The sequence below is a fragment of the Streptomyces sp. NPDC056883 genome, from assembly GCF_042788835.1.
In the GTDB taxonomy this organism is placed as follows: Bacteria; Actinomycetota; Actinomycetes; order Streptomycetales; family Streptomycetaceae; genus Streptomyces; species Streptomyces stoeckheimensis.
Genome location: NZ_JBHUBS010000001.1, coordinates 61,907 through 84,353, shown reverse-complemented (window position 1 = coordinate 84,353; position 22,447 = coordinate 61,907). Strand labels below are relative to the sequence as shown.

General features: G+C 67.8%; 19 protein-coding genes and 1 pseudogene. 12 read left to right on the top strand and 8 right to left on the bottom strand.

Annotation, left to right across the window (positions count from 1 at the left end):
- Complete coding sequence (locus ACFRU2_RS00440) at positions 1 to 1,452, bottom strand: purine-cytosine permease family protein (RefSeq protein WP_382966355.1); 1,452 nt, start codon at positions 1,450 to 1,452, stop codon at positions 1 to 3.
- Positions 1,453 to 1,767: 315 nt separating this feature from the next.
- A complete protein-coding gene (locus tag ACFRU2_RS00435; protein ID WP_382966354.1) occupies positions 1,768 to 2,346 on the bottom strand; it encodes a TetR/AcrR family transcriptional regulator in 579 nt (192 codons plus the stop codon).
- Between the two features lie 234 nt (positions 2,347 to 2,580).
- Between ACFRU2_RS00435 and ACFRU2_RS00430 the strand changes: the two genes are divergently transcribed.
- From ACFRU2_RS00430 to ACFRU2_RS00420, 3 genes are read left to right on the top strand one after another with little or no spacing between them, the layout of a single operon-like run.
- Positions 2,581 to 3,678: a 7TM domain-containing protein gene (locus ACFRU2_RS00430; protein WP_382966353.1), complete on the top strand. Its 1,098-nt coding sequence runs from the start codon at positions 2,581 to 2,583 to the stop codon at positions 3,676 to 3,678.
- A complete protein-coding gene (locus ACFRU2_RS00425; protein ID WP_382966352.1) occupies positions 3,675 to 4,538 on the top strand; it encodes a sugar-transfer associated ATP-grasp domain-containing protein in 864 nt (287 codons plus the stop codon). The genes ACFRU2_RS00430 and ACFRU2_RS00425 overlap by 4 nt, the downstream gene beginning before the upstream one ends.
- A complete protein-coding gene (locus tag ACFRU2_RS00420; RefSeq protein WP_382966351.1) occupies positions 4,538 to 4,885 on the top strand; it encodes a hypothetical protein in 348 nt (115 codons plus the stop codon). Before ACFRU2_RS00425 ends, ACFRU2_RS00420 begins: the two co-directional genes overlap by 1 nt.
- A 2-nt stretch (positions 4,886 to 4,887) precedes the next feature.
- On the opposite strand, the gene ACFRU2_RS00415 is transcribed toward ACFRU2_RS00420, so the two are convergent.
- The 4 genes from ACFRU2_RS00415 to ACFRU2_RS00400 all read right to left on the bottom strand — a co-directional run bounded on the left by ACFRU2_RS00415 (position 4,888) and on the right by ACFRU2_RS00400 (position 9,885).
- On the bottom strand, positions 4,888 to 5,553 hold the full coding sequence (locus tag ACFRU2_RS00415; protein ID WP_382966350.1) for a response regulator: 666 nt from the start codon (positions 5,551 to 5,553) through the stop codon (positions 4,888 to 4,890).
- A complete protein-coding gene (locus tag ACFRU2_RS00410; protein WP_382966349.1) occupies positions 5,550 to 7,016 on the bottom strand; it encodes a sensor histidine kinase in 1,467 nt (488 codons plus the stop codon). The genes ACFRU2_RS00415 and ACFRU2_RS00410 overlap by 4 nt, the downstream gene beginning before the upstream one ends.
- Positions 7,017 to 7,081: 65 nt before the next feature.
- The gene (locus ACFRU2_RS00405) at positions 7,082 to 8,242 is read right to left on the bottom strand and encodes an agmatine deiminase family protein (protein ID WP_382966348.1); all 1,161 of its coding nucleotides are present in this window, start codon (positions 8,240 to 8,242) and stop codon (positions 7,082 to 7,084) included.
- A gap of 98 nt (positions 8,243 to 8,340) precedes the next feature.
- Complete coding sequence (locus ACFRU2_RS00400) at positions 8,341 to 9,885, bottom strand: serine/threonine-protein kinase (protein ID WP_382966347.1); 1,545 nt, start codon at positions 9,883 to 9,885, stop codon at positions 8,341 to 8,343.
- Between the two features lie 140 nt (positions 9,886 to 10,025).
- Here ACFRU2_RS00400 and ACFRU2_RS00395 point away from each other — a divergent pair, with 140 nt between their 5' ends.
- The 5 genes from ACFRU2_RS00395 to ACFRU2_RS00375 all read left to right on the top strand — a co-directional run bounded on the left by ACFRU2_RS00395 (position 10,026) and on the right by ACFRU2_RS00375 (position 16,594).
- Positions 10,026 to 10,607: a TetR/AcrR family transcriptional regulator gene (locus ACFRU2_RS00395; protein ID WP_382966346.1), complete on the top strand. Its 582-nt coding sequence runs from the start codon at positions 10,026 to 10,028 to the stop codon at positions 10,605 to 10,607.
- 194 nt (positions 10,608 to 10,801) lie between these two features.
- Positions 10,802 to 11,974 (top strand): agmatine deiminase family protein, encoded by a 1,173-nt coding sequence (locus ACFRU2_RS00390; protein ID WP_382966345.1) that lies wholly within the window; start codon positions 10,802 to 10,804, stop codon positions 11,972 to 11,974.
- 235 nt (positions 11,975 to 12,209) lie between these two features.
- The gene (gene nhaC, locus ACFRU2_RS00385) at positions 12,210 to 13,742 is read left to right on the top strand and encodes a Na+/H+ antiporter NhaC (protein WP_382966344.1); all 1,533 of its coding nucleotides are present in this window, start codon (positions 12,210 to 12,212) and stop codon (positions 13,740 to 13,742) included.
- A 41-nt stretch (positions 13,743 to 13,783) separates the two neighbouring features.
- Positions 13,784 to 15,244, top strand: coding sequence for a basic amino acid/polyamine antiporter (locus ACFRU2_RS00380; RefSeq protein ID WP_382966343.1), 1,461 nt, complete (start codon positions 13,784 to 13,786; stop codon positions 15,242 to 15,244).
- 90 nt (positions 15,245 to 15,334) lie between these two features.
- A complete protein-coding gene (locus ACFRU2_RS00375; protein WP_351438744.1) occupies positions 15,335 to 16,594 on the top strand; it encodes an arginine deiminase in 1,260 nt (419 codons plus the stop codon).
- Positions 16,595 to 16,680: 86 nt separating this feature from the next.
- Here ACFRU2_RS00375 and ACFRU2_RS00370 read toward each other — a convergent pair whose 3' ends face one another.
- Positions 16,681 to 17,127, bottom strand: a complete 447-nt coding sequence (locus tag ACFRU2_RS00370; RefSeq protein WP_382966342.1) for a hypothetical protein — start codon at positions 17,125 to 17,127, stop codon at positions 16,681 to 16,683.
- Positions 17,128 to 17,312: 185 nt separating this feature from the next.
- Between ACFRU2_RS00370 and ACFRU2_RS00365 the strand changes: the two genes are divergently transcribed.
- The 4 genes and pseudogenes from ACFRU2_RS00365 (at position 17,313) to ACFRU2_RS00350 (ending at position 20,214) form a co-directional block, all read left to right on the top strand.
- Positions 17,313 to 17,804 carry a DUF1269 domain-containing protein gene (locus ACFRU2_RS00365; RefSeq protein WP_382966341.1) on the top strand — a complete coding sequence of 164 codons (492 nt, stop codon included), beginning with the start codon at positions 17,313 to 17,315 and terminating at the stop codon, positions 17,802 to 17,804.
- A 51-nt stretch (positions 17,805 to 17,855) separates the two neighbouring features.
- Positions 17,856 to 18,014 (top strand): annotated as a pseudogene (locus ACFRU2_RS00360) (DUF6480 family protein); the annotation flags it as partial.
- A 157-nt stretch (positions 18,015 to 18,171) separates the two neighbouring features.
- Positions 18,172 to 18,651 (top strand): hypothetical protein, encoded by a 480-nt coding sequence (locus tag ACFRU2_RS00355; protein WP_382966340.1) that lies wholly within the window; start codon positions 18,172 to 18,174, stop codon positions 18,649 to 18,651.
- Positions 18,652 to 18,996: 345 nt separating this feature from the next.
- Entirely contained in the window at positions 18,997 to 20,214 is a 1,218-nt protein-coding gene (locus tag ACFRU2_RS00350; protein ID WP_382966339.1) for a hypothetical protein, read from the top strand.
- A 1,416-nt stretch (positions 20,215 to 21,630) separates the two neighbouring features.
- Here the strand turns inward: ACFRU2_RS00350 and ACFRU2_RS00345 are convergent.
- Positions 21,631 to 21,939, bottom strand: a complete 309-nt coding sequence (locus tag ACFRU2_RS00345) for a hypothetical protein (protein WP_382966338.1) — start codon at positions 21,937 to 21,939, stop codon at positions 21,631 to 21,633.
- Between the last annotated feature and the right edge of the window lie 508 nt (positions 21,940 to 22,447).

Here is a 22,447-nt window from a genome sequence, read left to right as displayed (position 1 = left end):
TCAGTGGAGTGGCTCCAGCAGCCCCTCCTCTCGGACCATCCGGCGTTCGGCAGCCAGGTCGAGGCTCCGGGCGAAGGCCCAGTAGCAGGCTCCGGCCACGGGCAGGCCGACGAAGATCGAGCAGTCGACGCCGCCGAGGATCTTCGCGACGGGGCCGACGTAGAGACCGGTGATGACCATGAACGGGGCCATGCAGGCCAGGCCGATCGCGTAGGCGAGGTTCCCCCGCCAGCCCCACCGGCCGTATATGCCGTTCGGGTTGAAGATCTCCTTGACGACGTACAGGCCGCGCCGGACGAAGAAGTAGTCCACCAGGTTGATGGCCGTCCAGGGGATGAACAGGTACGTCAGCACGACCACCACGTTGGCGAAGAACCAGTTGAAGCGATCGATGCCGACGAGGGTGGACACCGTCCCGACGGCCACCAGCATGATCCCGATCGTCACGACCCGGATGGTCCGCGTCGGCTTGACCGGCCGGAACGAGTCCACGATCGAGATCATGGTCAGGCTGCCGCCGTACTGGTTGATCGCCATGATGGAGAGCAGTCCGATCAGCAGCACCACGACCGCGACCGCCCCGAACCCGCTGAACAACCGGTCGGCCGCCAGCTTCAGCGCGGTCACCGGGTCGGTGCCCTCGGGTGCTCCGGCCGAGATCACGGCACCGAGGAGGAACACCCAGATCCCGGAGATCGCGCTGGGCAGGTAGGTCCACCAGAAGGTGCTGCGGGCCGGGACGTCGGGCTTGAGGTAGCGCGAATAGTCCGAGACGTAGGGTGCCCAGCCCAGCTGGAAGCCGGCGACGAAGACGAACACGAGCATGAACGGGGCGAGTTCGAACGGTCCCGCGTCCCAGACGCCCGCGGGCAGCCCCCCGCCGAACAGGGCCGCCACCGTGATGGCCGCGGTGACCACGACGAAGGGCCAGGTGAGCCACCTGTTCAGCCGGTGGATCCACTCGTACCCGAACAGTGCGATCACGGTCGCGATCGCGGCCGCCAGCAGATAGCCGAGCCCGTTGGGGATCCCGGTGAGCAGATTCATCGCCTGGCCGGACAGCAGGGCATCGGAGGTGTTGAAGGCCAGGTAGTTGACCAGGGCGAACACCCATACCGTGAGCGCGGCTCCGAGATAGCCGAACTGCGGCCGTGATTGCACCAGTTGAGGAAGGCCCAGCTGGGGGCCCTGGGCCGAGTGGAACGCCATGAAGAACGTGCCGAAGAGCGAGCCGAGGACGGTGGCGATCACCGTCCAGACGAGCGAGGCCCCCATGGAGAGCGTCACGACGCCGGTCGCCAGACCGGTGAGGTTGAGGCTTCCGACGAACCAGATGGCGCCCACGCTCGAGGGTTTGCCGTGCCGCTCCTCGATGGGCACCCAGTCGATCGAGTGCTGTTCTATGCCGGTGGAAGGTGCGGAATCTCCGACCTTCGAGGCGGCTGCCCCCATGTGGCCTCCTTCGTAAGGGAGCGTCTTTCGCCCGCCTCAACAGCCTCGACTGGCGGAGCTGTCGGGGTTGCGCCACCTTAGGGACTGACTCAAAATTCAGTCAATACCTACGGACAAGGTTCTGAGCAGGGCGGCTTCCGACCCGGGAAACGGCGGAGTTGACGAGAATTTCAGTATGCGGGCCATGGAGATGTACAAGAGCCCACGAACCGGCCTCGCGCGGGAACGGGCGCAGGCTTCAGACGGTCAGGTGGGGAGGACTAACCCGGTCAGCGTCCCGTCGCGGTGGGCGGGCGCATGAGGAGGGGGGACCGCTCAGAGTCCCAGGCATTCGAGCTCGGCGTCGATGGCGCCGGCCATCAGGGTCCGGGCATGGGATATCTGGAGCGTGCCGCTGAGCCAGCGCATGCTCAGGCCCTCCAGCAGAGCGGTGAGCCGCTCGGCGGCCGCCGCGAGCGCGACGGCCGGGGCCATCGGCCGGACCTGGCCCAGCAGGGCCGCCACCTCCTGGATCCAGACCAGGGTGGCTCGCGCCAGGTCTTCGCGCAGGACCTCGTCGAAGACGGCGCTGGCCCGCAGCTCTCCCCAGGCACTGCTGTTCTCCCTGACCTCGGGTGTGTCCTGGAGCTCCAGCAGCAGCGTCCGGTCCAGTTCCTCCCGCGGGGTGAGGGGTGCGGCGTCCGGATCCTGGTACGTCGTGTAGCGCTCGGCGCGGTCGTTGATGAACTCCAGCGTCTGGCGCAGGATCCCGGTCCGGTCTTTGAAGTGGTAATAGATCAGAGCGGTGGACACGCCCGCCTCGGCGGCCAGCTCCTCCACGCGCAGGCCGCGGACCCCGCGCCGGGCGATCACCCGGGCGGCTGCTTCGAGGATCTGAGTGCTGCGAGACGCCATGGTCAGCACCCTACCGGGCCCTGTCCCGCCGCCGTGAGGGGGAGGCCGGGGTCCTGCGCAGTTCACTTTCGTTGCCCCTCCATGGCCGATCGGTACTACTGGACGCCCGATCCGCTGATCAAGGCTGTCCGTATGCATGACCTCTTGAAGAGTGAGAAGAGTGAAACGAGTTCGGACGGCGGCCGCCGGGCGACCGGCGGCCACCGGGGTGGGCGCGGGAGGGCGCCGGTCCTCGTGAAAGTGCTCGCGGCCGTGGCCTGTCTGGGCGTTCTCCTGCTCGGCGTGCTCGGCTCCCCGGACCGGTCCCTGGGACGGTCGCCCGAGGTCGTCGGTGAGCGCGAGATGGTGCGGATCAGCGGACCGAACGGCAAGACCGCCGAGGTTCTCGCCCTGATCGACACGGGTGCGTCGGCGTCCTCGTTGGACACGGCGCTGGCGAAGGACCTCGGGTTCGATCTGGCCGCGGCGCCGAGGATCACCGTAGGTTCGGCCCTCGGCCGTGAGAAGCGCCCCGTGGTCGACACCACGGTGCGCCTGGCCGGCCGGTCGTTCGTCGCCAAGGTCAGCGTCAACAACCGCTCCAAGCGCGAAACTCCCGTACTGCTCGGACGCCAGGAGGTCCAGGGGCTTCAGGTGGCCGTGGGGAAGCGGCTCCTCACCCAGCCCGAGTCCACCGCCGCGCCCTCCGCCCTGCGGATCCTGTTCGCCAAGGCACCGGCGATCGACCCCGTGTCGATGATGGCCCTGCTGCCCTTGGCGGCCCTGCTGATCGTGGTGCTGCGGGTCGTCGTCGGGCTGAACACGCTGGGCACGTTCAGCCCGGTGCTCCTGGCCCTGGCGTACGCGCAAGCCGGCCTGACCCTGGGGGTGCCGCTCACGCTGGTGATGTTCGCACTCGGCTTCGCCCTGCAACCCGTGCTGCGCCGCTTGCACTTGCCGCGCGTCGCCCGCCTCGGCGTTCTGATCGCGGTGGTCACCTCGGGCCTGATCGCCACCCAGCTCGGCCTGGGCAGTTTCGGGCTCTCCGACTCCTGGGGCATGTCCCTGCCGGTCGTCGTCACGGCGATCATCACCGAACGTCTGTGGGACACATGGGACCTCGACGGCTTCCGGGCCGCCGTCGCGGGAGCCGCCCTCACGATGGGCACGGCCGTCCTGGTGGCGCTGCTCCTGCTCACGCCGTACGTACGCCACCTCGCGGAGGCGGTACCCCTGCAGCTCGCGCTCGTGTGCGCGGTGTGGACGGCGATCGCCGGAACGTACCGCGGGCTGCGGCTGAGCGAGCTCTCCCGGTTCGCGCCCGCGGCGAAGGCGCAGGGGGCCGCATCGTGATCCGGCTCCGCGGCTGGGACCCGGTCATGGGCATGAACCTGCGCAATGCCCGGATCTCCCAGCAGAACTCGTCGGCCGCCATCCGGCTCGTCAACGACAAGTACGCCACCAAGGAGGCCTTGACCTCGGTCGGCGCCCCGACCTCCCCCACCCTGGCGCTGCTGCGCTCCCGCCGGGAGATCGCCACCCTGTGCTGGGACGGACTGCCCGACTGCTGGGCGCTCAAGCCGAACCAGAGCCTGGGCGGCAACGGCATCCTGCTGGCCTTCGGCCGGCGCCGAGGGCACTGGACCTCCTCCTCCGGCAAGCGGATCGCCAGAGCGCTGGTCGCCGACCAGCTGCGCCGCATCCTGGACGGCGAGTTCTCCCCCCGCCCGAGCGACTGGGCCATGTTCGAACCCCTGATCCGGGCGCATCCGGATCTGGCACGGCTCTCCCACCAAGGGCTGCCGGACATCCGGGTGATCTGCGACGGGGACCGGCCGCGGCTCGCCATGCTGCGTCTGCCCACCCGGTTCAGCGGCGGGCGGGCCAACCTGCACCAGCGGGCCATCGGCGCCGCCGTCGATCTGCCCACCGGCCGGATCACCCATGCCCTCGTCGGGAAGGAGCCGACCGAGCGGCACCCCGACACCGGTGAACTCCTCATCGGAGCGACCGTCCCGCACTGGCCCGAGGTGCTCGACGCGGCCCGCCGGTGCGCGGCGGCGACGGGCCTGCGCTACCTGGGCGCGGACATCGTCGTCGATGCCGACCGCGGTCCGCTGATCCTCGAGGTCAACGCCCGGCCGGGTCTCCAGATCCAGAACGTCACCGGTCACGGCCTGATCGCCGCCGTCACTCACCCGAGGAGGCCCTGATGCGCTGGACCGCGCTGGTGTCCAAGATCGTCATCGCCGGGGCGGCCGGGGCCTTCCTGGCCGTCAGCGTCGCCGGAGCACAGCCTCCACGGCAGGCAAGCGACACCGATCCCGCCCGGGAAGCACCGGTCGGCCGGCAGAGCGCAACGCCGGTGCCCGCACCGGCCGGAGGCTCCCCGACACCGACGGCATCCCCGCGCGGCCCCTCGCGTACGGCCGCACCGCCGTCCTCCGCGCCCGGGCACGGCACCGCCACACCTTCCCCGGATTCCACCCCTTCCCCCGGTTCCTCCGGTTCTCCCGGTTCCTCCGGTTCTCCCGGTTCCTCCGGTTCTCCCGGGCGCTGACCTCAGGGCCTCTCGGGAGGCGTGCGCACCCGGGCGTCGCGGGCCAGAAGGGCCGCCTGGACCCGGTTGGTACAGCTGAGCTTGGTCAGCATCCGGCTCACGTACGCCTTCACCGTCCCTTCTCCCAGGTGCAGCATCTTGCCGATCTCCGCGTTGGAGGCCCCGGTGCCCACCATCGCCAGTACCTCGCGTTCGCGCAGGGTGAGATCGGCGATGCGGTCGAGGCGCGGGTCGACCGGTACCTCATCGCTGCTGAGGTACCGGTCGATGAGGTGCTGCGTGACCTGAGGGGACACGACCGGTGAGCCGGACGCGATCGTGCGGACGGCCTGGATGAGCTCCTGCGGGGTGCTGTCCTTCAGCAGGAACCCGGCCGCCCCCGCCCTCAACGCTCGGGCCACGTAAGCGTGTTCACCGAAGGTGGTGAGCATGACCACGCGTACCGAGGGGGCCCGCTCGGCGATCCGTTCCGCAGCGCACAGCCCGTCGGCGCCCGGCATCTGGATGTCCAGCATCGCCACATCGACCTGATGGAGGACGGCGAGCTGCGCCGCCTCGTGCCCGTCGGATGCCTCGGCCACCACGTCGATGTCCTCTGCATGCTTGAGGACGAGCCTGATGCCGGCGCGGACCAGTTCCTGGTCGTCGGCCAGCAGAACACGGATCACAGCAGAATCCTCACAGTCTGGGGTGTCACTCGGTCGCGGACCCTCGGCCCGGCGGGATCACCCGGGCGATCGATCCCTTCGGCCGAGACGACGATCTCCCCGGGCTCCGGCGGCTCGTCCTCCCCCGGGTAGGGAACGAAGGCGAGGGTGACGAACTGCAAGGCCACGGCACCCAGCACACCGAGCGCAGTGGCCGCTGCCGTCGCCACCCGGTTCCGCCGGGTCCGCGCGGCTGCCAGGGCTTCGTGTCCGGCCGGGACGGACGTACCCGCCACCACGGGGCCGGAGCCCAGGGGGATGTGCGCGACCACCGTGTAACCGCCGTGGTCCGTGGGTCCGGCGCTCAGCGTGCCGCCGAGCAGGCGGACCCGCTCGTGGAGACCGACGAGTCCCAGGTCGGTGCCGGGAAGCCGTGGCGAGCGGCCCGCCGTCTCGGGCCCGTTGCGCACCTCGACCCGTACGTGCCGGGCGTCCCCTCGTACGGACACCGTCACGTACGCCCCGGCCGCGTGCTTGTGCACATTGGTCAGTGCCTCGCGGATCACCCTGTCCACCGCGCGCCGGGCGGAGGGGCTCGCACCGGTCAGCTCCTCCCCGGTCCAGTCCAGGGCCACGGCGATGCCGGCCGCGCGGGACTGGGCGACCAGGACGGTGACATCGGCGCGGGTTCCCGTATCCGCGGTCAGCGCCTGCGAGGTGTCCTCCCTCGCCGGCTCCCCGGCTCGCAGCACCCCCAGTACGCCGCGCAGCTCGTCCATCGCCTGCCGGCCCGTACGGTGCACCAGCAGCGCACTGCGATGGACTTCCGGATCACCCTGCTCGGTGGCCATCGCGAGCCCGCCGGAATGCAGGGCGATGAGGCTCAGCCGGTGACCGAGCAGATCGTGCATCTCCCCCGCGATCCGGGCGCGCTCGCGCGACCTGGCCTGTTCTTCCGCGGAGCGATGCGCGTGTTCGAGGAAGGCGTTGCGCTCCCGCAAGGCCCGGACCAGCCGCTCGCGCTGGCCCGCCAGCGCGCCCGCCAGACCGGGCAGAGCACCGCACACGATGCCCGTGACGAGCACGACCATGACCTCGTACCCGAGCACGGGCGCCGGTTGCCCGGCCGAGTTCACCAGGGTGATCGCCAGGAGGACCGCTGCGCACGCGGCCAGCAGGAGGACGCGGCTTCGCAGACGGGCCCAGCGCAGACCCGCCGTATGGGCAACGGCCGCCAGGGCCCCGCCCGTCAGCGGCTCGACCGCCACGAGCACGGCAGCGGCCACCAGCGCGACCGCGGGGAACTGCCGCCGGATCAGTACCGCCGCCATCGCGCAACCGGCCACGAGGACGTGGCCGGCCGGTCCGTACGGCACGCCGCCGATGCTCCAGCCGCCTGCCCACTCGGAGAGTGCCAGCACGGCCAGCCCGATGACGGCGATCAGAACGAGATCGCTGATCGACTGGAACAGACCGTGCCGCATGCCCTTTGCCTCCCCTCGTGCCGTGCCGTGCCGTGCCGTGCTGTGCTGTGCCGGTGCGCGCCGGGTCAGGCTGCCGGGGGTACGGCCGGCTGGGACTGGGTGGCGCAGTGGATGCCACCGCCGCCGCTGGCGATGTTGTCGATGCGGACCTGGACGACGGTCCGGCCGGGGTACGCGGTCCGCAGGATGCCGTAGGCCGCGTCGTCGGCGTAGCTGTCGCCGAACTGGGGCACGAGGACCGCACCGTTCACCGTGTAGTAGTTGGTGTAGCTGGACAGGAAGTCCGTTCCCCGTCCCCGGATGTAGCGCCGGTCGGGTCCGGGGAGCTCGGTGATGGTGAGCCGGCGCCCCTGGGCGTCGGTGGCGCTCTCCAGCACCTTCTTGGTCTCGTTGTAGACCGCGATCCACTTGCTGTCGGTGCCGGGGCCGGGCTGGTCGAGGATGACCTGCCCGGGCGAGACGAACCTCGCCAGGCAGTCGATGTGACAGTCGGTGATGTCCTGGCCGGCCAGGCCCGGGACCCAGATGACCTTGTCCATGCCGAGGGACGACTTGAGCGTCTGCTCGACCTGGTCCTGGGTCATGCCGGGGTTGCGGTTGTCGTTCACCAGCGAGCTGACCGTGGCGAGCAGGGTCCCCTGGCCGTCCGTCTCCAGCGATCCGCCCTCGCCCACGAAGGAAGCCTGGATCCGGTCGACTCCGTACCGGGCGAGGAGGGTCGCGGCCGCCGCGGCGTCGTTGGCGAAGGGCTGGTAGTACGACGTGCCGGTCTTGCCCCAGCCGTTGAAGTTGGTGTCCACTCCGGCTATCGCACCGGGGGCGACCACGAAGGTGGGGCCGAAGTCCCGGATCCACAGGTCGTCGTTGTCGATCTCGACGACCTGAATGCTGTGGTAGGCCCCGCCTCCGCAGGCGTACCGGGCGGCAGCGGCCTGCTCGGGCCGGGCCAGCATGACGACCGGCTCGTAGCGGGAGATCACGTCAGCCACCCGCGCGATGTCGTTGCGGACCCCCGCGAGCTGGGTGGACCAGACCGACGACAGCGCCGGCCAGGACATGAAGGTCCGCACGTGGCGGTCGGTCTCCGCGGGCATCCGAAGCGTCTCGCCCGAAGGGCTGGTGGCGGCACGGGCAACAGAGGGCAGTACCGACCCGAGGGCCGCGAGCGGCAGAGCTGCCGCGCCGAGCTGGAGCAGTCGGCGTCGGGAAGTGACGGACGTGTTCATGGGACTCCCTGGTGCGGGAACGGAGAGGGGTGTTCCGCACATGCTCCCGTGGACTGAAAATTCAGTCAATGATTCTGATTCCAAAACTGAAATTCCTGTCAGCCTCCACTGCGATAGTGATCGATGGCCACCGTGACGGGCCCCCCATCGGCTTGCGCCGTGATCAGCCAGACGATGGCGATGTCCTGCCCATCGGGGCTGCGGACGCAGAACGGGCGCTCGCCGGCCAGGTCGGAGAAGGCGAGCGCGGTGACCGGCTGCGTATCGATGCCCAGAACGCAGTCCTCGGGGCCGAGCTCGTCCCCGGCCGCGATGAAGGCGTCACCGTCCTCGGGGAGGACGAACCCCTTCTGGTCGCGCGCCAGGTACCAGGCGGCGGTATCCGCGGGGACGACCTTCCCCGCCTTCAGGTCGAACTCGTACGTGGGATCGGGCGAGGTCAGCTCGACGCTCTTGTTGCCGGGCACATAGGCGGCCGCGGAGGACGGCGCGGCGGAGGCGCCGGGAGCCTTGGCCGAGTCCTGCGCCGGCGGCAGGGAGTCGAGGTAGTAGAAGGCGGCACCGGCCAGCGCGAGGGCCGCGACCACGGCCAGAGCCATGAGGGCCGGGCGGCGCTTCCTGACCGTGCGGGCGCGGTGCGAGGAGGAAGCGAGCCGGGTGTCGGTCCTCGGGGGCGGAACGGGAGCGGCCGGGGCCGCGAGGGTGGGTTGCACGTGGACCGGCCCCGCCTGACCGGCGTGTCCCGCAACCTCGCTGCCGACGGTCTGGGGCAGCCAGCCCTCGGAGAACTCCGGACGAGGTCCCACCAGGGGATGGGCGTGAACGGCGGCGATCAGGTCCACCGTCGCGGGGCGGTCCTCCGGCCGCTTGGCAAGACACCACGACACCAGATCCCGCAGCTCATGCGGCACGCGGGCGAGGTCGGGATGCTCGTGCACCACCCGGTACAACGCGGACGACTCCGGCCCCGGCCCGAACGGGGCTTCGCCGCCCGCCACGTACGCGATGAGCGCGCCGAGGGCGAAGACATCGGTGGCCGGTGACACCGGCAGGCCCAGCGCCTGCTCGGGGGCCATGAACGCCGCGGTGCCGACCCGCAGGCCCATGCCGGTCAGCGCGACGGCGTCGGCCGCACGGGCGATGCCGAAGTCGATCACGCGGGGGCCGTCTTCGGCGATCAGCACGTTGGCGGGCTTGAGGTCGCGATGGACGACGCCGGCGCCGTGGATCGCCTGCAGGGCCTCGGCGATGCCCGCCACGAGGAGCAGCACCGTGCGCACCGGAAGCGGACCGTGGCGCTGGACCACCTGGTGCAGGGAGGGGCCGGGAACGTATGCGGTGGCGAGCCACGGAGTCGGAGCGTCAACGCCGGAGGCGACCACCTGAGCGGTGAACAGCCCATGGATGCGCTCGGCGCTGGCCACCTCCTGAGCGAAGCGCTGGCGGAACTCGGGGTCGCCGGCGAACTCCTCCCGTACCGCCTTCAACGCGATCGGACGGCCACCCGGGGTGTAGGCCAGGTAGACCACGCCCATGCCACCGGAGCCCAGCCGCGCGTGAAGACGGTAGCCGCCTATCTCCCCGGGGTCTTCGGCCGACAATGCCGCGTGAGCGGGCTGCACACCAGGAAGCTGAGCGGACATGCGGTGGCTCTTTCGGCGGTACGGACTGAAACCCAACCCGCGCATGGTGCCTCTAACTAAACATTCAGTCAATATGAGACACTGGTGGACGCAGACTTCCAGGAGGGGATCACGTGGCGACGGACCGTCGAGGGGCAATCATGAAGGGCGCCGCGCGGGTCATAGCCCGTCGGGGGGTCCGTGGGCTGCGCGTGGAGGAGCTGGCAGCCGAAGCCGGGGTGTCCACCGCACTGATCTACTACCACTTCAAGGACCGGGCCGGCGTCCTGCGCCACACCCTGGAGTTCATCAGCGACCGGGCCGAGCGGTACACGTCCGAAGGGGCCGGCGGCGCCGGAGCGTACGACGCCCGGCAGGAGCTGGAGCAGTCCCTGCTGCTGGAGTTCCAGGATCTCGCCGAAGTCCGCGAGAACAGCACGGTGTGGGGCGAGCTGCGGGCCAGCGCGATCTTCGACCCCGCGCTCCGCGAAGACCTGGCCAGAGCCAGCCTGAACTGGACCCATGACGTCGCAAGCCTCCTGGGCGGGATCCGGCCGACGGCTCCCGCGCCGGCCCTCGCCACGTCCGCCGAGCGGCTGACCGCCCTCCTGGAGGGACTCAGCATGCGCTGGCTGAGCGGCGCCCTGCCCCTGGCTCACGCGCGCGACCTGATGCGGGAGGCGGTGTCCGTGGAGATCGAGCGACTGGGTCGCGACACCGAGCGGCAGACGCACGGCGCGTAGGGCTCCGACAGGGGCCCAGTGGGCGACACACGACCAAGAAATTGACTAAATTTTCAGTCAGTGCCAGGGTGACGGCACGAAGGGTCGCACCCTCCCCGCGCCACGAGCGCCCCCTCACCTGACGCTCGTCGCGGCCGGATCCCTGCCCCCTGATCCCTCATCCGCGGCCCTACACGTTCACGATCGGAGCCCCCATGTCCGGACTCTCCCCCTCCCGCCGCACCGCTCTGCGTGCACTCGCCGGAGTCGGCGTACTCGCCCTCGGCGCCTCGGCCTGCGCACTCGACGACTCCGGCGAGCCCGACGCTTCCCCCACGGCTTCCCCCACCACCGACCAGGCCGGCCCCAAGGGCGAGGGCCGGCGACTGGGAGCCGAGTGGGAGAGCCACGCCCGCACCTTCATGTCGTGGCCGGCGCTCGAGTCCGTCTGGGAGGACGACCTTCCCCGCGTCCGCGAGGACATCGCGCGCGTGGCGCGGGCCGTCGCGGAGTACGAACCCGTCGTCCTCATGGCCAGGCCCGATCAGCAGGACGCGGCCCAGCAGGCGTGCGGCTCGAAGGTGGAGGTCATCCCCCTGGCCGTGGACGACCTGTGGGCCCGTGACTCCGTCCCCGTGTTCGTCGAGGAGTCCGGCAAGGTCCTCGGAGTCGACTTCAACTTCAACGGCTGGGGCAACAAGCAGGAACACGGCAACGACGCCCTGATCGGAGCCAGCCTGCTCCAGAAGTACGGGATCCCGCGCGACAAGGCCCCCCTGATCGCCGAAGGCGGCTCCTTCGAAACCGACGGCGAGGGGACCCTGCTCATCACCGAGAGCTCGATCGTCAACGACAACCGCAACCGCGGCAAAACCCGCGACCAGATCGAAGCCGAACTCAAGAAGCTCCTCGGCATCGAGAAGGTGATCTGGCTCAAGGGCGTACGCGGCGAGGACATCACCGACGCCCACGTCGACAGCCTCGTACGGTTCACCGCACCCGGAGTGATCCTCCTGGACCGGGCGTTCCCCGGAACCCCCGCCGACTCCTGGTCCCGCTCCTCCGACCAGGCCAAGTCCGTGCTCAGCAAGGCAACCGACGCCCGAGGCCGCAGCTTCGAGGTCATCGACCTCCCCCAGCCCAACCCCGACCGGATCACCGGCTACAGCAAGGACTTCCTGTCCACCTACGCCAACTTCTACATCGCCAACGACGCCGTCGTCATGCCCCAGTTCGGCGACAAGCAAGCCGACGACCGCGCTCGCGGAATCCTCCAGGAACACTTCCCCAAGCGCGACATCGTGCCCGTCAAGATCGACACCATCGCCACCGGAGGCGGCGGCATCCACTGCGCCACCCACGACCAGCCCGGCAAACCGGCCGCATAGCCACAGCCACCGAAGCCCGTCGCACCCAGGAGCCGACGCCTCGCAGCGGACGTGTCCATGGCGCAGCGGAGCCGAGCGGCGCGGTCTTGTCGCAGCTTCGGTGCGCTCCTCGGCATGGACGCCGTCAGATCGCGACACTCTCCCAGCTACGAGATATCTACCGATATCGGGCTATATTCCACTCCTCGAAGGGATACGGCGTCGCGGCCGACGCTCATGCGTGAACGGGGCTGGGATGCGGGACGAGGAAGAAGGCGAAGCGTCGGGCTCTCCGGTGCGCGAGCCGTCCCTGCTCGACTCGATCGTGCCCCTGGTGGTGCTGGCCGTACTGGTCGCCGGGTCGCTGGCCCTCTTCGGGCTCGACGCGCTGGATGGGCCGATCCAGGTGGCCCTGGTCCTGTGTGCGATGGCTGCGGCACTGGTGGCGATGAAGAACGGCCACCCGTGGAGTGCGGTGCAGCAGGCGGGCCAGCGCGCCCTTTCTTCGATCACCAGTGCGGTTTTCATCCTCCTGGCGGTGGGCGCCCTGATCGGGGTGTGGAACCTTTCCGGGACGATCCCGACCTTGGTGTACTACGGCATCCAGGCACTGTCACCGAGTTGGTACTACGCGGCCACGGCCGTCATCTGCGGCGTCATCGCCATGAGCATCGGGAGTTCCTGGACGACCGCGGGAACGATCGGCGTGGGGTTGGTCGGGGTCGCGGACATGCTCGGCGTGTCCACGGCGATCACAGCCGGCGCGGTGATCTCGGGCGCGTACCTCGGAGACAAGCTCTCCCCGCTGTCGGAGACGACGGTGCTGACCGCACAGATGGTGAAGGTCGACGTCCACGAGCACATCAAACGGCAGGCATGGACGTCACTGCCCGCGTTCGTCATCGCCTTCGCGGTCTTCCTGGTGATCGGCCTGGTCAAGAGCGGCGACGTGGTCAACCCGGTCGGAGAGGACATCGAGCTCGCCTACCTCGGCGACATTTACCACATCACTCCCCTGAACCTTCTCCCTCTCGCCCTCCTGGCCTTCCTGTCGGTCAGGAAGGTGCCCGCCTCGCTCGCCCTCATCGCCGCGGCGATCTTCGCGGGCGTGCTCGGCGCGTTCCTGCAGCCCTCCGTGATGCGGGACTTCGTCGCCGGATCCGGAAACGTCGTGCTCGAGTCGCTGAAGGGCATCTGGCTCGCCATGGCGAACGGATTCTCCATCCAGTCCGGTATCCCGCTGATCGACCAGCTGCTCTCCCGCGGCGGCATGGACAGCATGCTCCTCACCCTCTGGCTGATCATCGGTGCGGTCACCTTCGGGGCCGTGCTGGAGGAGTTCGGCCTCATCGCCCGGCTCGTGAACCCACTGATCCGCTCGGCGAAAAGCACCGGCCGGCTGTTCCTCACCGTGTTCGCCTGCGCCTTCGGCCTGAACGTCGTCGCCGGTGACCAGTACATCGCCCTCGTTCTGCCCTCGCGGGTGTTCCGTCTGGAGTTCGAGAAGCGCGGGCTCGCAGCGACGAACCTGTCCCGTCTCTGCGCCGACAGCGGCACGGTCACCTCCGCGCTCGTCCCGTGGAACTCCTGCGGTGCGTTCATGGGAGCGGTGCTCGGCGTCCCCACCCTGACCTACGCCCCGTTCGCGATCTTCAACTACGCCAGCTCGGCCCTGAGCGTCCTCTACGGCATCACCGGATTCAAGATCGAGAAAGTCGCACCGCCCGAGGCCGGGTCGGTGACCGGCTCCGAGGGCGGGTCCGGGTCCGGAGCCTCCATCGGCTCGTAGCCGACAGCCCCCACCACCGAGAGTCGTAGACGAAGGAAGTCATGAGCAACGCCGAGACCAACGACGCGGCGGCGACCACCGCGGGCCGGCCGGCCGTCAAGCTGACGCTGGTGACACTGACCGCGATGGTGGTCGGCTCCATGGTCGGCGCCGGGGTGTTCTCCCTGCCGCGCCGCTTCGCCCAGGAGACGGGGGTCGCGGGCGCCCTGATCGCCTGGGCGATCGCCGGTGCGGGCATGCTGATGCTCGCGTTCGTGTTCCAGACCCTCGCGGTACGCAGGCCCGACCTCGACGCGGGCGTGTACGCCTACGCCAAGGCCGGATTCGGGGAGTACCTCGGGTTCTTCTCCGCCTTCGGCTACTGGGCGAGCGCGTGCGTCGGCAACGTCACCTACTGGGTGCTCATCATGTCGACGATCGGCGCGATCTGGCCCGCGCTCGGCGACGGGGACACCGTCCTCGCCGTCGTCCTCTCCTCGGTCGGCCTGTGGGCGTTCTTCCTGCTGATCCGCCGCGGAGTCAAAGAGGCGGCCGCGATCAACAAGATCGTGACCGTGGCGAAGATCGTGCCCATCCTGGTCTTCGTCGTCCTCGCAGTGTTCTGCCTCGACACGGACGTCTTCGCGGCCAACTGGGGCGGCGCCGACTACGCCGGCTCACTGTTCAACCAGGTCCGCGGGACGATGCTGGCCACCGTCTTCGTCTTCCTCGGTGTCGAGGGGGCGAGCGTGTACTCCCGGCACGCCAAGCGGCGCGAGGACGTCGGGCGCGCCACCGTGCTGGGATTCCTCAGCGTCTTCGCCGTCTTCGCCTCGGTCACCATCGTGTCCTACGGGATCATGCCGATGGCCGAGATCGCCGAGCTGCGCCAGCCCTCCATGGCAGGCGTCCTGGAGCACGCGGTCGGCACCTGGGGCAAGGTCTTCGTCAGCGTCGGCCTGATCGTCTCCGTCCTCGGCGCCTATCTGGCCTGGACGCTCATGGCCGCGGAAGTGCTCTTCGTCGCCGCGAAGGACAAGGACATGCCCCGGTTCCTGGGGCGGGCCACCTCTGAGGACGTGCCGGTTCCCGCACTGCTGATGACCACGTCCCTGAGCCAGGTCGTCCTGGTCGTCACGATGTTCTCCGAGGACGCCTTCAACTTCGCGCTCGACCTGACCAGCGCGCTGAGCCTGATCCCCTTCCTGCTCGCCGCGGCCTTCGCCGTGAAGGTCGCCTCCGGGCCGGGCCGCGAGGAGACCGTCGGGCGGAGCACGCGCGGGGAGCTGGTGATCGCGGTGGTCGCCACGCTGTACACGGCGTTCCTGCTCTTTGCCGCCGGGCTCAAGCTGGTCCTGGTCTCCTTCATCCTCTACGCCCCTGCGACGTTCCTGTTCGTCAAGGCGCGGCGGGAGCAGAACCGGCGCCTGTTCTCCCCCGGCGAGGCCGTCATCTGTGCCGTCTCCATCGCCGGTGCTCTTGTGGGCGTGCTCGCTCTGGCCCTGGGCTGGATCGAGCTGTGACCCGTACCCGACCCCCGATCCCCGATCGGGTGCGCCTGATCCCCGATCGGGTCGCCCGACCCCGGTCCATCCAACGAAAGGCGCAATGCGTTGAGCACCGACAGCACCCCCCGGCCCGCCTTCGGCGTCCACTCCGAGGTCGGCAGGCTCCGTAAGGTCCTGGTCTGCGCACCCGGGCTCGCGCACCGCCGTTTGACCCCCACCAATGCGGACGACCTGCTCTTCGACGACGTCATGTGGGTGGAGAACGCCCAGCGCGATCACGCGGACTTCGTCAACAAACTCACCCAGCGCGGAGTCGAGGTCGTCGAGCTGCACGAGCTGCTCGCCGAGACCATGGCCATCGCCGAGGCCAGGACCTGGCTTCTCGACCGGAAGATCACCGCCAACGAGGTCGGCCTCGGCCTCCTCGACGACACCAGGGCCTTCCTCGAGACCCTCACCCCGCGTGAGCTGGCCGACTTCCTGATCGGTGGGCTGTCGACCGCCGACCTGCCGGACGACTTCCGGTCCGGCTACGTGGCGCTCGCCCGCGAGGGGACCGGTGCTCGGGAGTACCTGATGCCGCCCCTCCCCAACACCCTCTACACCCGCGACACCACCTGCTGGCTCTACGGCGGCGTCACGTTGAATCCGCTGTACTGGCCCGCCCGGCACGACGAAACCCTCCTGATGAAGGCGATCTACACCTTCCACCCCGACTTCAAGGCCTCCACGGTGTGGTGGGGCGATCCCGAACAGAACTGGGGACAGGCCACCTTCGAGGGTGGCGACATCATGCCGGTCGGCAACGGCGTCGTGCTGATGGGCATGAGCGAACGCACCTCCCGCCAGGCCATCACCCAAGTCGCCGCCTCCCTGTTCAAGAACGGCGCCGCCCAGCACGTCATCGTCGCGGGCATGCCCAAGCTGCGTGCCGCCATGCACCTCGACACCGTCTTCACGTTCGCCGACCGCGACATCGTCACCCTCTATCCCAAGATCATGGACGCGGTGCACACCTTCTCCCTGCGCCCGAGCGACAAGCCCGTGGGCGTCGAGATCACGGACGAGGGATCGAGCCCGTTCGTCGACGTCGTGGCCAAGGGCCTCGGGCTCCCCCGGCTGACGGTCATCGAGACCGGCGGGGACGTGTACGCCTCCGAGCGCCAGCAGTGGGACAGCGGCAACAACGCGGTCGCCCTGGAGCCCGGCGTGGTCTTCACGTACGACCGCAACACGCAGACGAACACGCTGCTGCGCAAGGCCGGTGTCGAGGTCATCACCATCGTCGGTGCCGAGCTCGGACGAGGGCGCGGTGGCGGACACTGCATGACCTGCCCGCTCATCCGCGACGCCGTCTCCTTCTGACGGGCCGGGCACCGTCGCGGCGTGGCCCGTCAGATCAGCGGGCCGCGCCGGCGGCGGGGGCCGTACGTCGAGTACGGCGGGCGGGGTCAGGCGGTCGGGCCCGCGTCCGCTTCTCGGTGCATGCCCGTGCAGAGTGCCCAGATGACGAGGAAGTTGACGGCGATGAGCACCAGGGCCCACACGGGGTAATACGGCAGCCACAGGAAGTTGGCGATCGCGCCCAGCCCCGCGATGGCGACCCCGAAGAAGCGCGCCCACAGGGCTCCGCTGATGACGGCGCAGCCGGCGAAGACGAGGACGACGCCCAGGATGAGGTGGATCCAGCCCCAGCCCGCCAGGCTGAACTCGAAGACGTAGCGCCGCGTCGCGAGGAACACGGTGTCCTTGGTGATGGCCGCGATCCCTTCGAAGATCGCCATCGCCCCACCGAAGATCATGAAGGCTGCCGCCATGACGGTGGTGCCGGATACGGGCGCATGCCAGGGACTCGGCTGTGCGGTGCCTGCGCGGGGTCTGCTGGCGTCACTGGCCATTTCGGTCTCCATGGGTTGCAGAGCCGGCCTCGTATGCCGGGATCGGCGTGATCCCCCGTTTCAGCGTGGCACGGCAGCCATCCATCGGCATTCCGGCCCACGAGGTCTCCACGATGGCGGGATGCCGAAGCCCCCGCGAGGGCTTAGCGTGCCTTGAGGTCCTGTCGCCGCACCGGGAGGCATTGATGTCGGAGCTGATGGTGATCGGATACGAGGACCCCGAGACCGCCCGGCGGGCCTACGCCACCGTGCAGGAGCTCCACCGGGATCACACCGTCAGCGTGAGCGGGCTCGCCGTGGTGTGGGTGGATGCCCAGGGCGAGACCCATGTGGACACGCCGAGCCGTCTCATCGGTCCGTCGGCTGCGGCCGGGGCGGTGTGGGGCATCGTCTTCGGCGTGCTGTTCCTTCTGCCCGGAGTCGGGTTCGTCGCGGGCGCGGCGGTCGGCGGGCTGCTGGGGAAACTCGGCAAATCGGGTGTCGACGAGGAATTCCGCCGACGCGTTCACGATCTCCTCAAGCCTGGTGCGGCCGCCGTGGCGATCATGGGCCTGATCGTGTCGGAGGAAAGGTTCTCCGAGGCCATGCAGCCGCACGGTGGCACGATCCTGAAGACCTCGCTCGGCGCTGCGGAGGAGAGCGAGCTGGCCGAGCAGCTCGCGGGCTCTCAGCCGTAGGCACGCCATGCCGCCCCTTCGGTCAGGCCTTCGCGCCGCGGTACCCCTCCGGGCGAGACGCCCGCCGGTGAGTCGAGCACCGGCTCGGGGGCCGGCCCGTACCGTCCCCTCACCCGAGGCTGGGGCATGGGGCCGCTCGTAATCATCTGTCTGATGGCTCTGGTCTGTGCCCTGTTCTTCCTCGCCTACGCCGTCATCCTGGGCCTCTGACCAGCCCGGATGCCCCGTACACCGTCACCGGCCGGTCCCCCGTGCGGTCGACACCCCCAACCCCGCGGGGGACCATGGAGTGACTGCGGCGCGTAGACGCGCGGGCAGGCACAGTGCCCGATCGTGCGCGTCAGGACCCCTGACGAGGAGTAGCACCATGCACCGACGCCCGCACATCACCGCCGCTCTGATCGCACTGGGGATCTCGGCATTCGCCGCGGCGCCGACGGCAACCGCACTTCCCGCTGCGGCGCCCGCCGCCACCTGCACCGTGTCCGCCGCGGACCCGGCGGGCCGGGTCAGCCTCTCGGGCGAGGGGTTCGCGAAGGGACAGGCCCTGTTGTCCTCGCCGGGTGCGGCGCCGACGACCTTCAACGTTCCCGACGGCGGGGCCTTCACGATCGGGAGCAAGCCCGACGACAGGTACGCGGTGACACAGGCAGGGAGCACCACGCCGTGCACCGGCGGGGCCAAGCCCTCCACCACGCCGGGCACCACCTACAAGGCCGGGCTGACCGCGGGCTGGGACGCCGTGGCCGACAACTGCGACGCCAGCCCCCCGGCCTCGGCGAACAAGGCGTTCTCGGACGGCTGGACCAAGGGTGCGGCCGTAGCGAAGGAGACCTTCTGCAAGTGAGGGCCTGCACGTGAGGGCGCGCCGCAAGTCGGTGTTCTGGACGGCCCCGCCGCACGATCACGGAAGGGTCACCCCCACTCGATCGCCGAGGAGCCGCCCGTCATGCCCGTACCCGCGGACCGTCCACAAAAACGAGCGGCTCGCGGGTCGACCCGGCCGGCCGCGCAGGCGTCCGGATGCCCTGTTCGGAGACAAGGGCTACGACCCCAACCCCAACCGCGATGAGCTGCGCAACGTCGCGCCGCCTGAGGGCCGGGGGTAGCAGGTTTCAAGTTGCAAGATAACCAGGGCTGCGGTATGCAGGAATTGATACAGGCGGTCAGCCGCATGTTAGCGAGGTAGGAGATGCCTCAAGAAATTGCCCGAGCTTTCCTTGAGGGCCTTCAAAAGGATATCTATGCGAGCGTCGGTCGATCAGCCCCCCAAATAGAGGAACTCCTATCGGTCGACGCAATAGAAAAGGTAGTAATACCCCTCTACCGCGAAGCGGGAATTACGGATCCCCAACGCATAGAGCAACTAATATCCGAACAGAAGGATGAATTGGCCAGAGGTCTTCCCACAAGATATGAGGATCCTCTGAGGTATGCCATTATTAAAGATCTCGCGAGTCGCATCCAGAATGCCGTGCTGGGACTTTCCATGCATCTCCCAAGTATGCCGGTTGTGGGGACAGTCCCCACAGGGGAAGTAAACGCCATCACAGTCAAAGTCCCTGGAAGTAGCCAATACGTCGTTCTAATCCAGGATCAGCTGTTCAACTACGCGCTACTATTCAGTAAAGTAGTAGCGAGGGCCTTCCCCGGTGGCGATATAAACTCTGATGGTTTTCAACAATTTTCAGCCGACACGTCTGACATCATTGCCAATCTTGAGGCGAGCCCTGTCATCACTCAGCGCTTCAGAGAGTTGATCGTCGGATACCTAATAGACGGCAACCCGGGGCAGGCCCCACAATATATACTCCAGCAGCCTCATATGGGGCTAGCAGAGTCCCTTTACGACTCAATGGAACTCTTTGTGATGGGCCACGAATACGCACATATAATTACTGGACACCTCGATAGCACGGATCGCTACGCGACAGAGTTTGGTGGTGGCGAGGTTGAAGTGCTTACACGCAGTTGGGCGCAGGAGTACGAGGCCGACGGATTGGGGTTGCTGTTGATGGTTAAGGCAAAGGCCGAGGAAGGCTTTGATCTCTCTATGAGCTTTTGGGGTGCGGATCTCTTCTTCAACTGCGCCGATATAGTCGAGCGCGGGATATCTGTTATTGAGACGGGAGAAGAAGGTGAGGCTCGACTCGGTTCACACCCGCCTCCCGGACGGCGTCGTCAAATGATACGCGCAGCTCTCCAGAGGGATCTAGGCCCTGAATCAGAGCCGCCCATCCAACTGGCCGACGCGGTCGACACCATTACGAAATACCTATGGGAATCGATTAAACCGTACCTGATACAGCTGCATGAGCATAAAATCAAGACGGCCGAGAATTGGCGTCAAGACCCCCCTAGGAGCAAGGGGTGGCGGGGGACTGTGCAAGCGAAAGATGCCTGGCGGTAATGCTTACGGGCATTTCTCAACTACTTGCATAAGCAGAATTCCGCCTGTGGGGATTGCGACTGGCGCTCCGTTCTCGCTTAGCTTCACCGAGCTCCCGCCGCTGTCCTTAAATTCTCCACAATGCACCTGACCTCCCCTCAATACAACTTTCATTAGTGTAGGCGTTTCCAAGGGGCTTGTATACCAAGCTATGGCGGTTGCGCCAACCAAGAAGGCAAGAGTCGCAAAGGATAGAACTATCGCCCAACGCAATTGCTTCACCGAGCTGACCGTACGTTGGTGCCGATACCTCACATGCTCCTCAAGGCCTCCCTCTAGCACCCGTTTGCGCGGCAGTCCATAGGCGGCGAACATTCCCATGAGCACCCCAACCGCCGCAGTCACCAAGGCAGCCAGCAACAGGACCCCGACCACCACCTGCTGCGTCTCCGGGAGCTCCGAAATGCTGCTCCTTCCCTTTACGACACTCACAGTCGATATTAGCGCTATAAGAGCCGCGAGCCCGTCACGCCATTTGGCGGCTTGATCGCGAACACCTTCCAATTCGGTGGCGAGTAGAACCTGGGTCTGTTCAGCATGGGCTCTACTGGCAGCTGTCCCCGGAGGTCCAGGTGATACGCGAACTACCACAACTAGTCTCCCCACTCCACATGCAAGGTCCATGAAGCCCCGCAGCCCCGTTTAGTATCCGGAGCAGCCGGGTGGAGGTCCCCACAGCCGCAAATTACCTCAACATCACGTTCGCGGACACTAGCCGCAGCCTTCCTCATGACCTCCGCAAGGTTACTAGTGATCTCCGAATTTGGTGACTGCTGCATTCCTCTATAAGAGATGATCGGCTCAACATGTGCGGTCAAGTGACTACACCTTGGACAAGGCCCAGTAATCAAAATTGCAGCCGGCTCCGATTCATTCGGCTGCATAGTCACTTCAGACGAGACTGCAGCTTTCACATTCCACTCGGAGTCGTTGCGTGACTCGTATTCCATGGCTTGCAATTCAGCCACCTCCCGCACCACCAGACACCCCGGGATCGCCATGCCCAATATAGCTCCGGTTGGACACATTCGCATTTTGGGAGCTCTCGCATTAAAATACAACCTAATCCCTCGTGGAGCGTGGCGCTCTCGCGCCCATTTAGAGCTCGTAACACGATCATGAGTCGGGCTTGTTTAGGCGTCACCAGCAGATGAGGCTGCAGGCGAGGTAGATGAAGGCGTCGTGGAGCTCGGTGCGGCGTTTCCATCGGACGGCGAGTCGTTTGAACTGGTGGAGCAGGGCGGAGGTCTGCGCGGTTGGGGTTGGAGTCGTAGCCCTTGTCGCCGAACAGGGCGTTCGGACGCCTGCGGGGCCGGCCGGGTCGACCCGAATCGTCACACCGGTCACGGCTGACCAGGACATCTCAGCAAGATCCTGTTACGAGCTCTTGTGGTCGACGAGCCACGACAGGTAGAAGAGGCCCTGCGTGATGACGCCGGCGTCCCGCCCGCGCTTGTACTCGACGACGACGGGCGAGCCGTTCTCGTCGATACCGAGCGAGTCGATCCTGACTCCGTGCACCGGCCCCGTGCTGTACTCGCTCGCAAGGAACCGGACCCCGAGCAGGAGCTCCTTGGTCCCCTGGCCCACGTCCTGCAGGTGGCGCTCCAGCTCCGCCGGCCTCGCGGCGATCTCCACCGCGCCCCCACCGTTCACATCGAACAGCCTCAGTCTCAGCACCCCCATGCATCGCTGTATTCAGGGACCACAACAGCGGCGCTCGCCCCCGGAATTCCGCTCCGGCTGCGGCAGACCCATCCGAACTTCGAAACCAAGATCTTCGGTCAGGGTGTGCCCATCGGACCGGTCCACCGGACCTTGCCTGCTCGGTACGTTGTCCAGCGCCGAAGAACCGAAGAGGGCTGGCAACTGACCTTGGAGGCCGCCACCCAGCCGGGAGCCAACGCAGCGACGATCCAACGCGTCGGCCACAGGTACAGCGCACCCACTCCCAACTGCGGCGTCCCTTAACCCTGATTGCCCGTCATCAAGGTCAGCACGAGTGGGCATTCGCCCGATCGGAACAGGAATGGGTTCCTTCCTCAACGGACTGCGGAGACCCCAGGACACACCCCAGGGCGGGGCGACAGCTGCCCAACCCCCCCCCCCCCCCAGGAGGTTTCCTCGGGATTCCCCCACCCACCCAGGAAAAAAAACCCCCCTCTTCCCTCGCCACCAAACCCCCCACCCGGCC

Bases quoted from the DNA above. Each gene is read 5' to 3' on its own strand.
- ACFRU2_RS00440 (WP_382966355.1), bottom strand. From the start codon at position 1,452: ATGGGGGCAGCCGCCTCGAAGGTCGGAGATTCCGCACCTTCCACCGGC.
- ACFRU2_RS00435 (WP_382966354.1), bottom strand. From the start codon at position 2,346: ATGGCGTCTCGCAGCACTCAGATCCTCGAAGCAGCCGCCCGGGTGATC.
- ACFRU2_RS00420 (WP_382966351.1), top strand. From the start codon at position 4,538: ATGCGCTGGACCGCGCTGGTGTCCAAGATCGTCATCGCCGGGGCGGCC.
- ACFRU2_RS00410 (WP_382966349.1), bottom strand. From the start codon at position 7,016: ATGCGGCACGGTCTGTTCCAGTCGATCAGCGATCTCGTTCTGATCGCC.
- ACFRU2_RS00405 (WP_382966348.1), bottom strand. From the start codon at position 8,242: ATGAACACGTCCGTCACTTCCCGACGCCGACTGCTCCAGCTCGGCGCG.
- ACFRU2_RS00400 (WP_382966347.1), bottom strand. From the start codon at position 9,885: ATGTCCGCTCAGCTTCCTGGTGTGCAGCCCGCTCACGCGGCATTGTCG.
- ACFRU2_RS00395 (WP_382966346.1), top strand. From the start codon at position 10,026: ATGAAGGGCGCCGCGCGGGTCATAGCCCGTCGGGGGGTCCGTGGGCTG.
- ACFRU2_RS00390 (WP_382966345.1), top strand. From the start codon at position 10,802: ATGTCCGGACTCTCCCCCTCCCGCCGCACCGCTCTGCGTGCACTCGCC.
- nhaC (WP_382966344.1), top strand. From the start codon at position 12,210: ATGCGGGACGAGGAAGAAGGCGAAGCGTCGGGCTCTCCGGTGCGCGAG.
- ACFRU2_RS00380 (WP_382966343.1), top strand. From the start codon at position 13,784: ATGAGCAACGCCGAGACCAACGACGCGGCGGCGACCACCGCGGGCCGG.
- ACFRU2_RS00370 (WP_382966342.1), bottom strand. From the start codon at position 17,127: ATGGCCAGTGACGCCAGCAGACCCCGCGCAGGCACCGCACAGCCGAGT.
- ACFRU2_RS00365 (WP_382966341.1), top strand. From the start codon at position 17,313: ATGTCGGAGCTGATGGTGATCGGATACGAGGACCCCGAGACCGCCCGG.
- ACFRU2_RS00355 (WP_382966340.1), top strand. From the start codon at position 18,172: ATGCACCGACGCCCGCACATCACCGCCGCTCTGATCGCACTGGGGATC.
- ACFRU2_RS00350 (WP_382966339.1), top strand. From the start codon at position 18,997: ATGCCTCAAGAAATTGCCCGAGCTTTCCTTGAGGGCCTTCAAAAGGAT.
- ACFRU2_RS00345 (WP_382966338.1), bottom strand. From the start codon at position 21,939: ATGGGGGTGCTGAGACTGAGGCTGTTCGATGTGAACGGTGGGGGCGCG.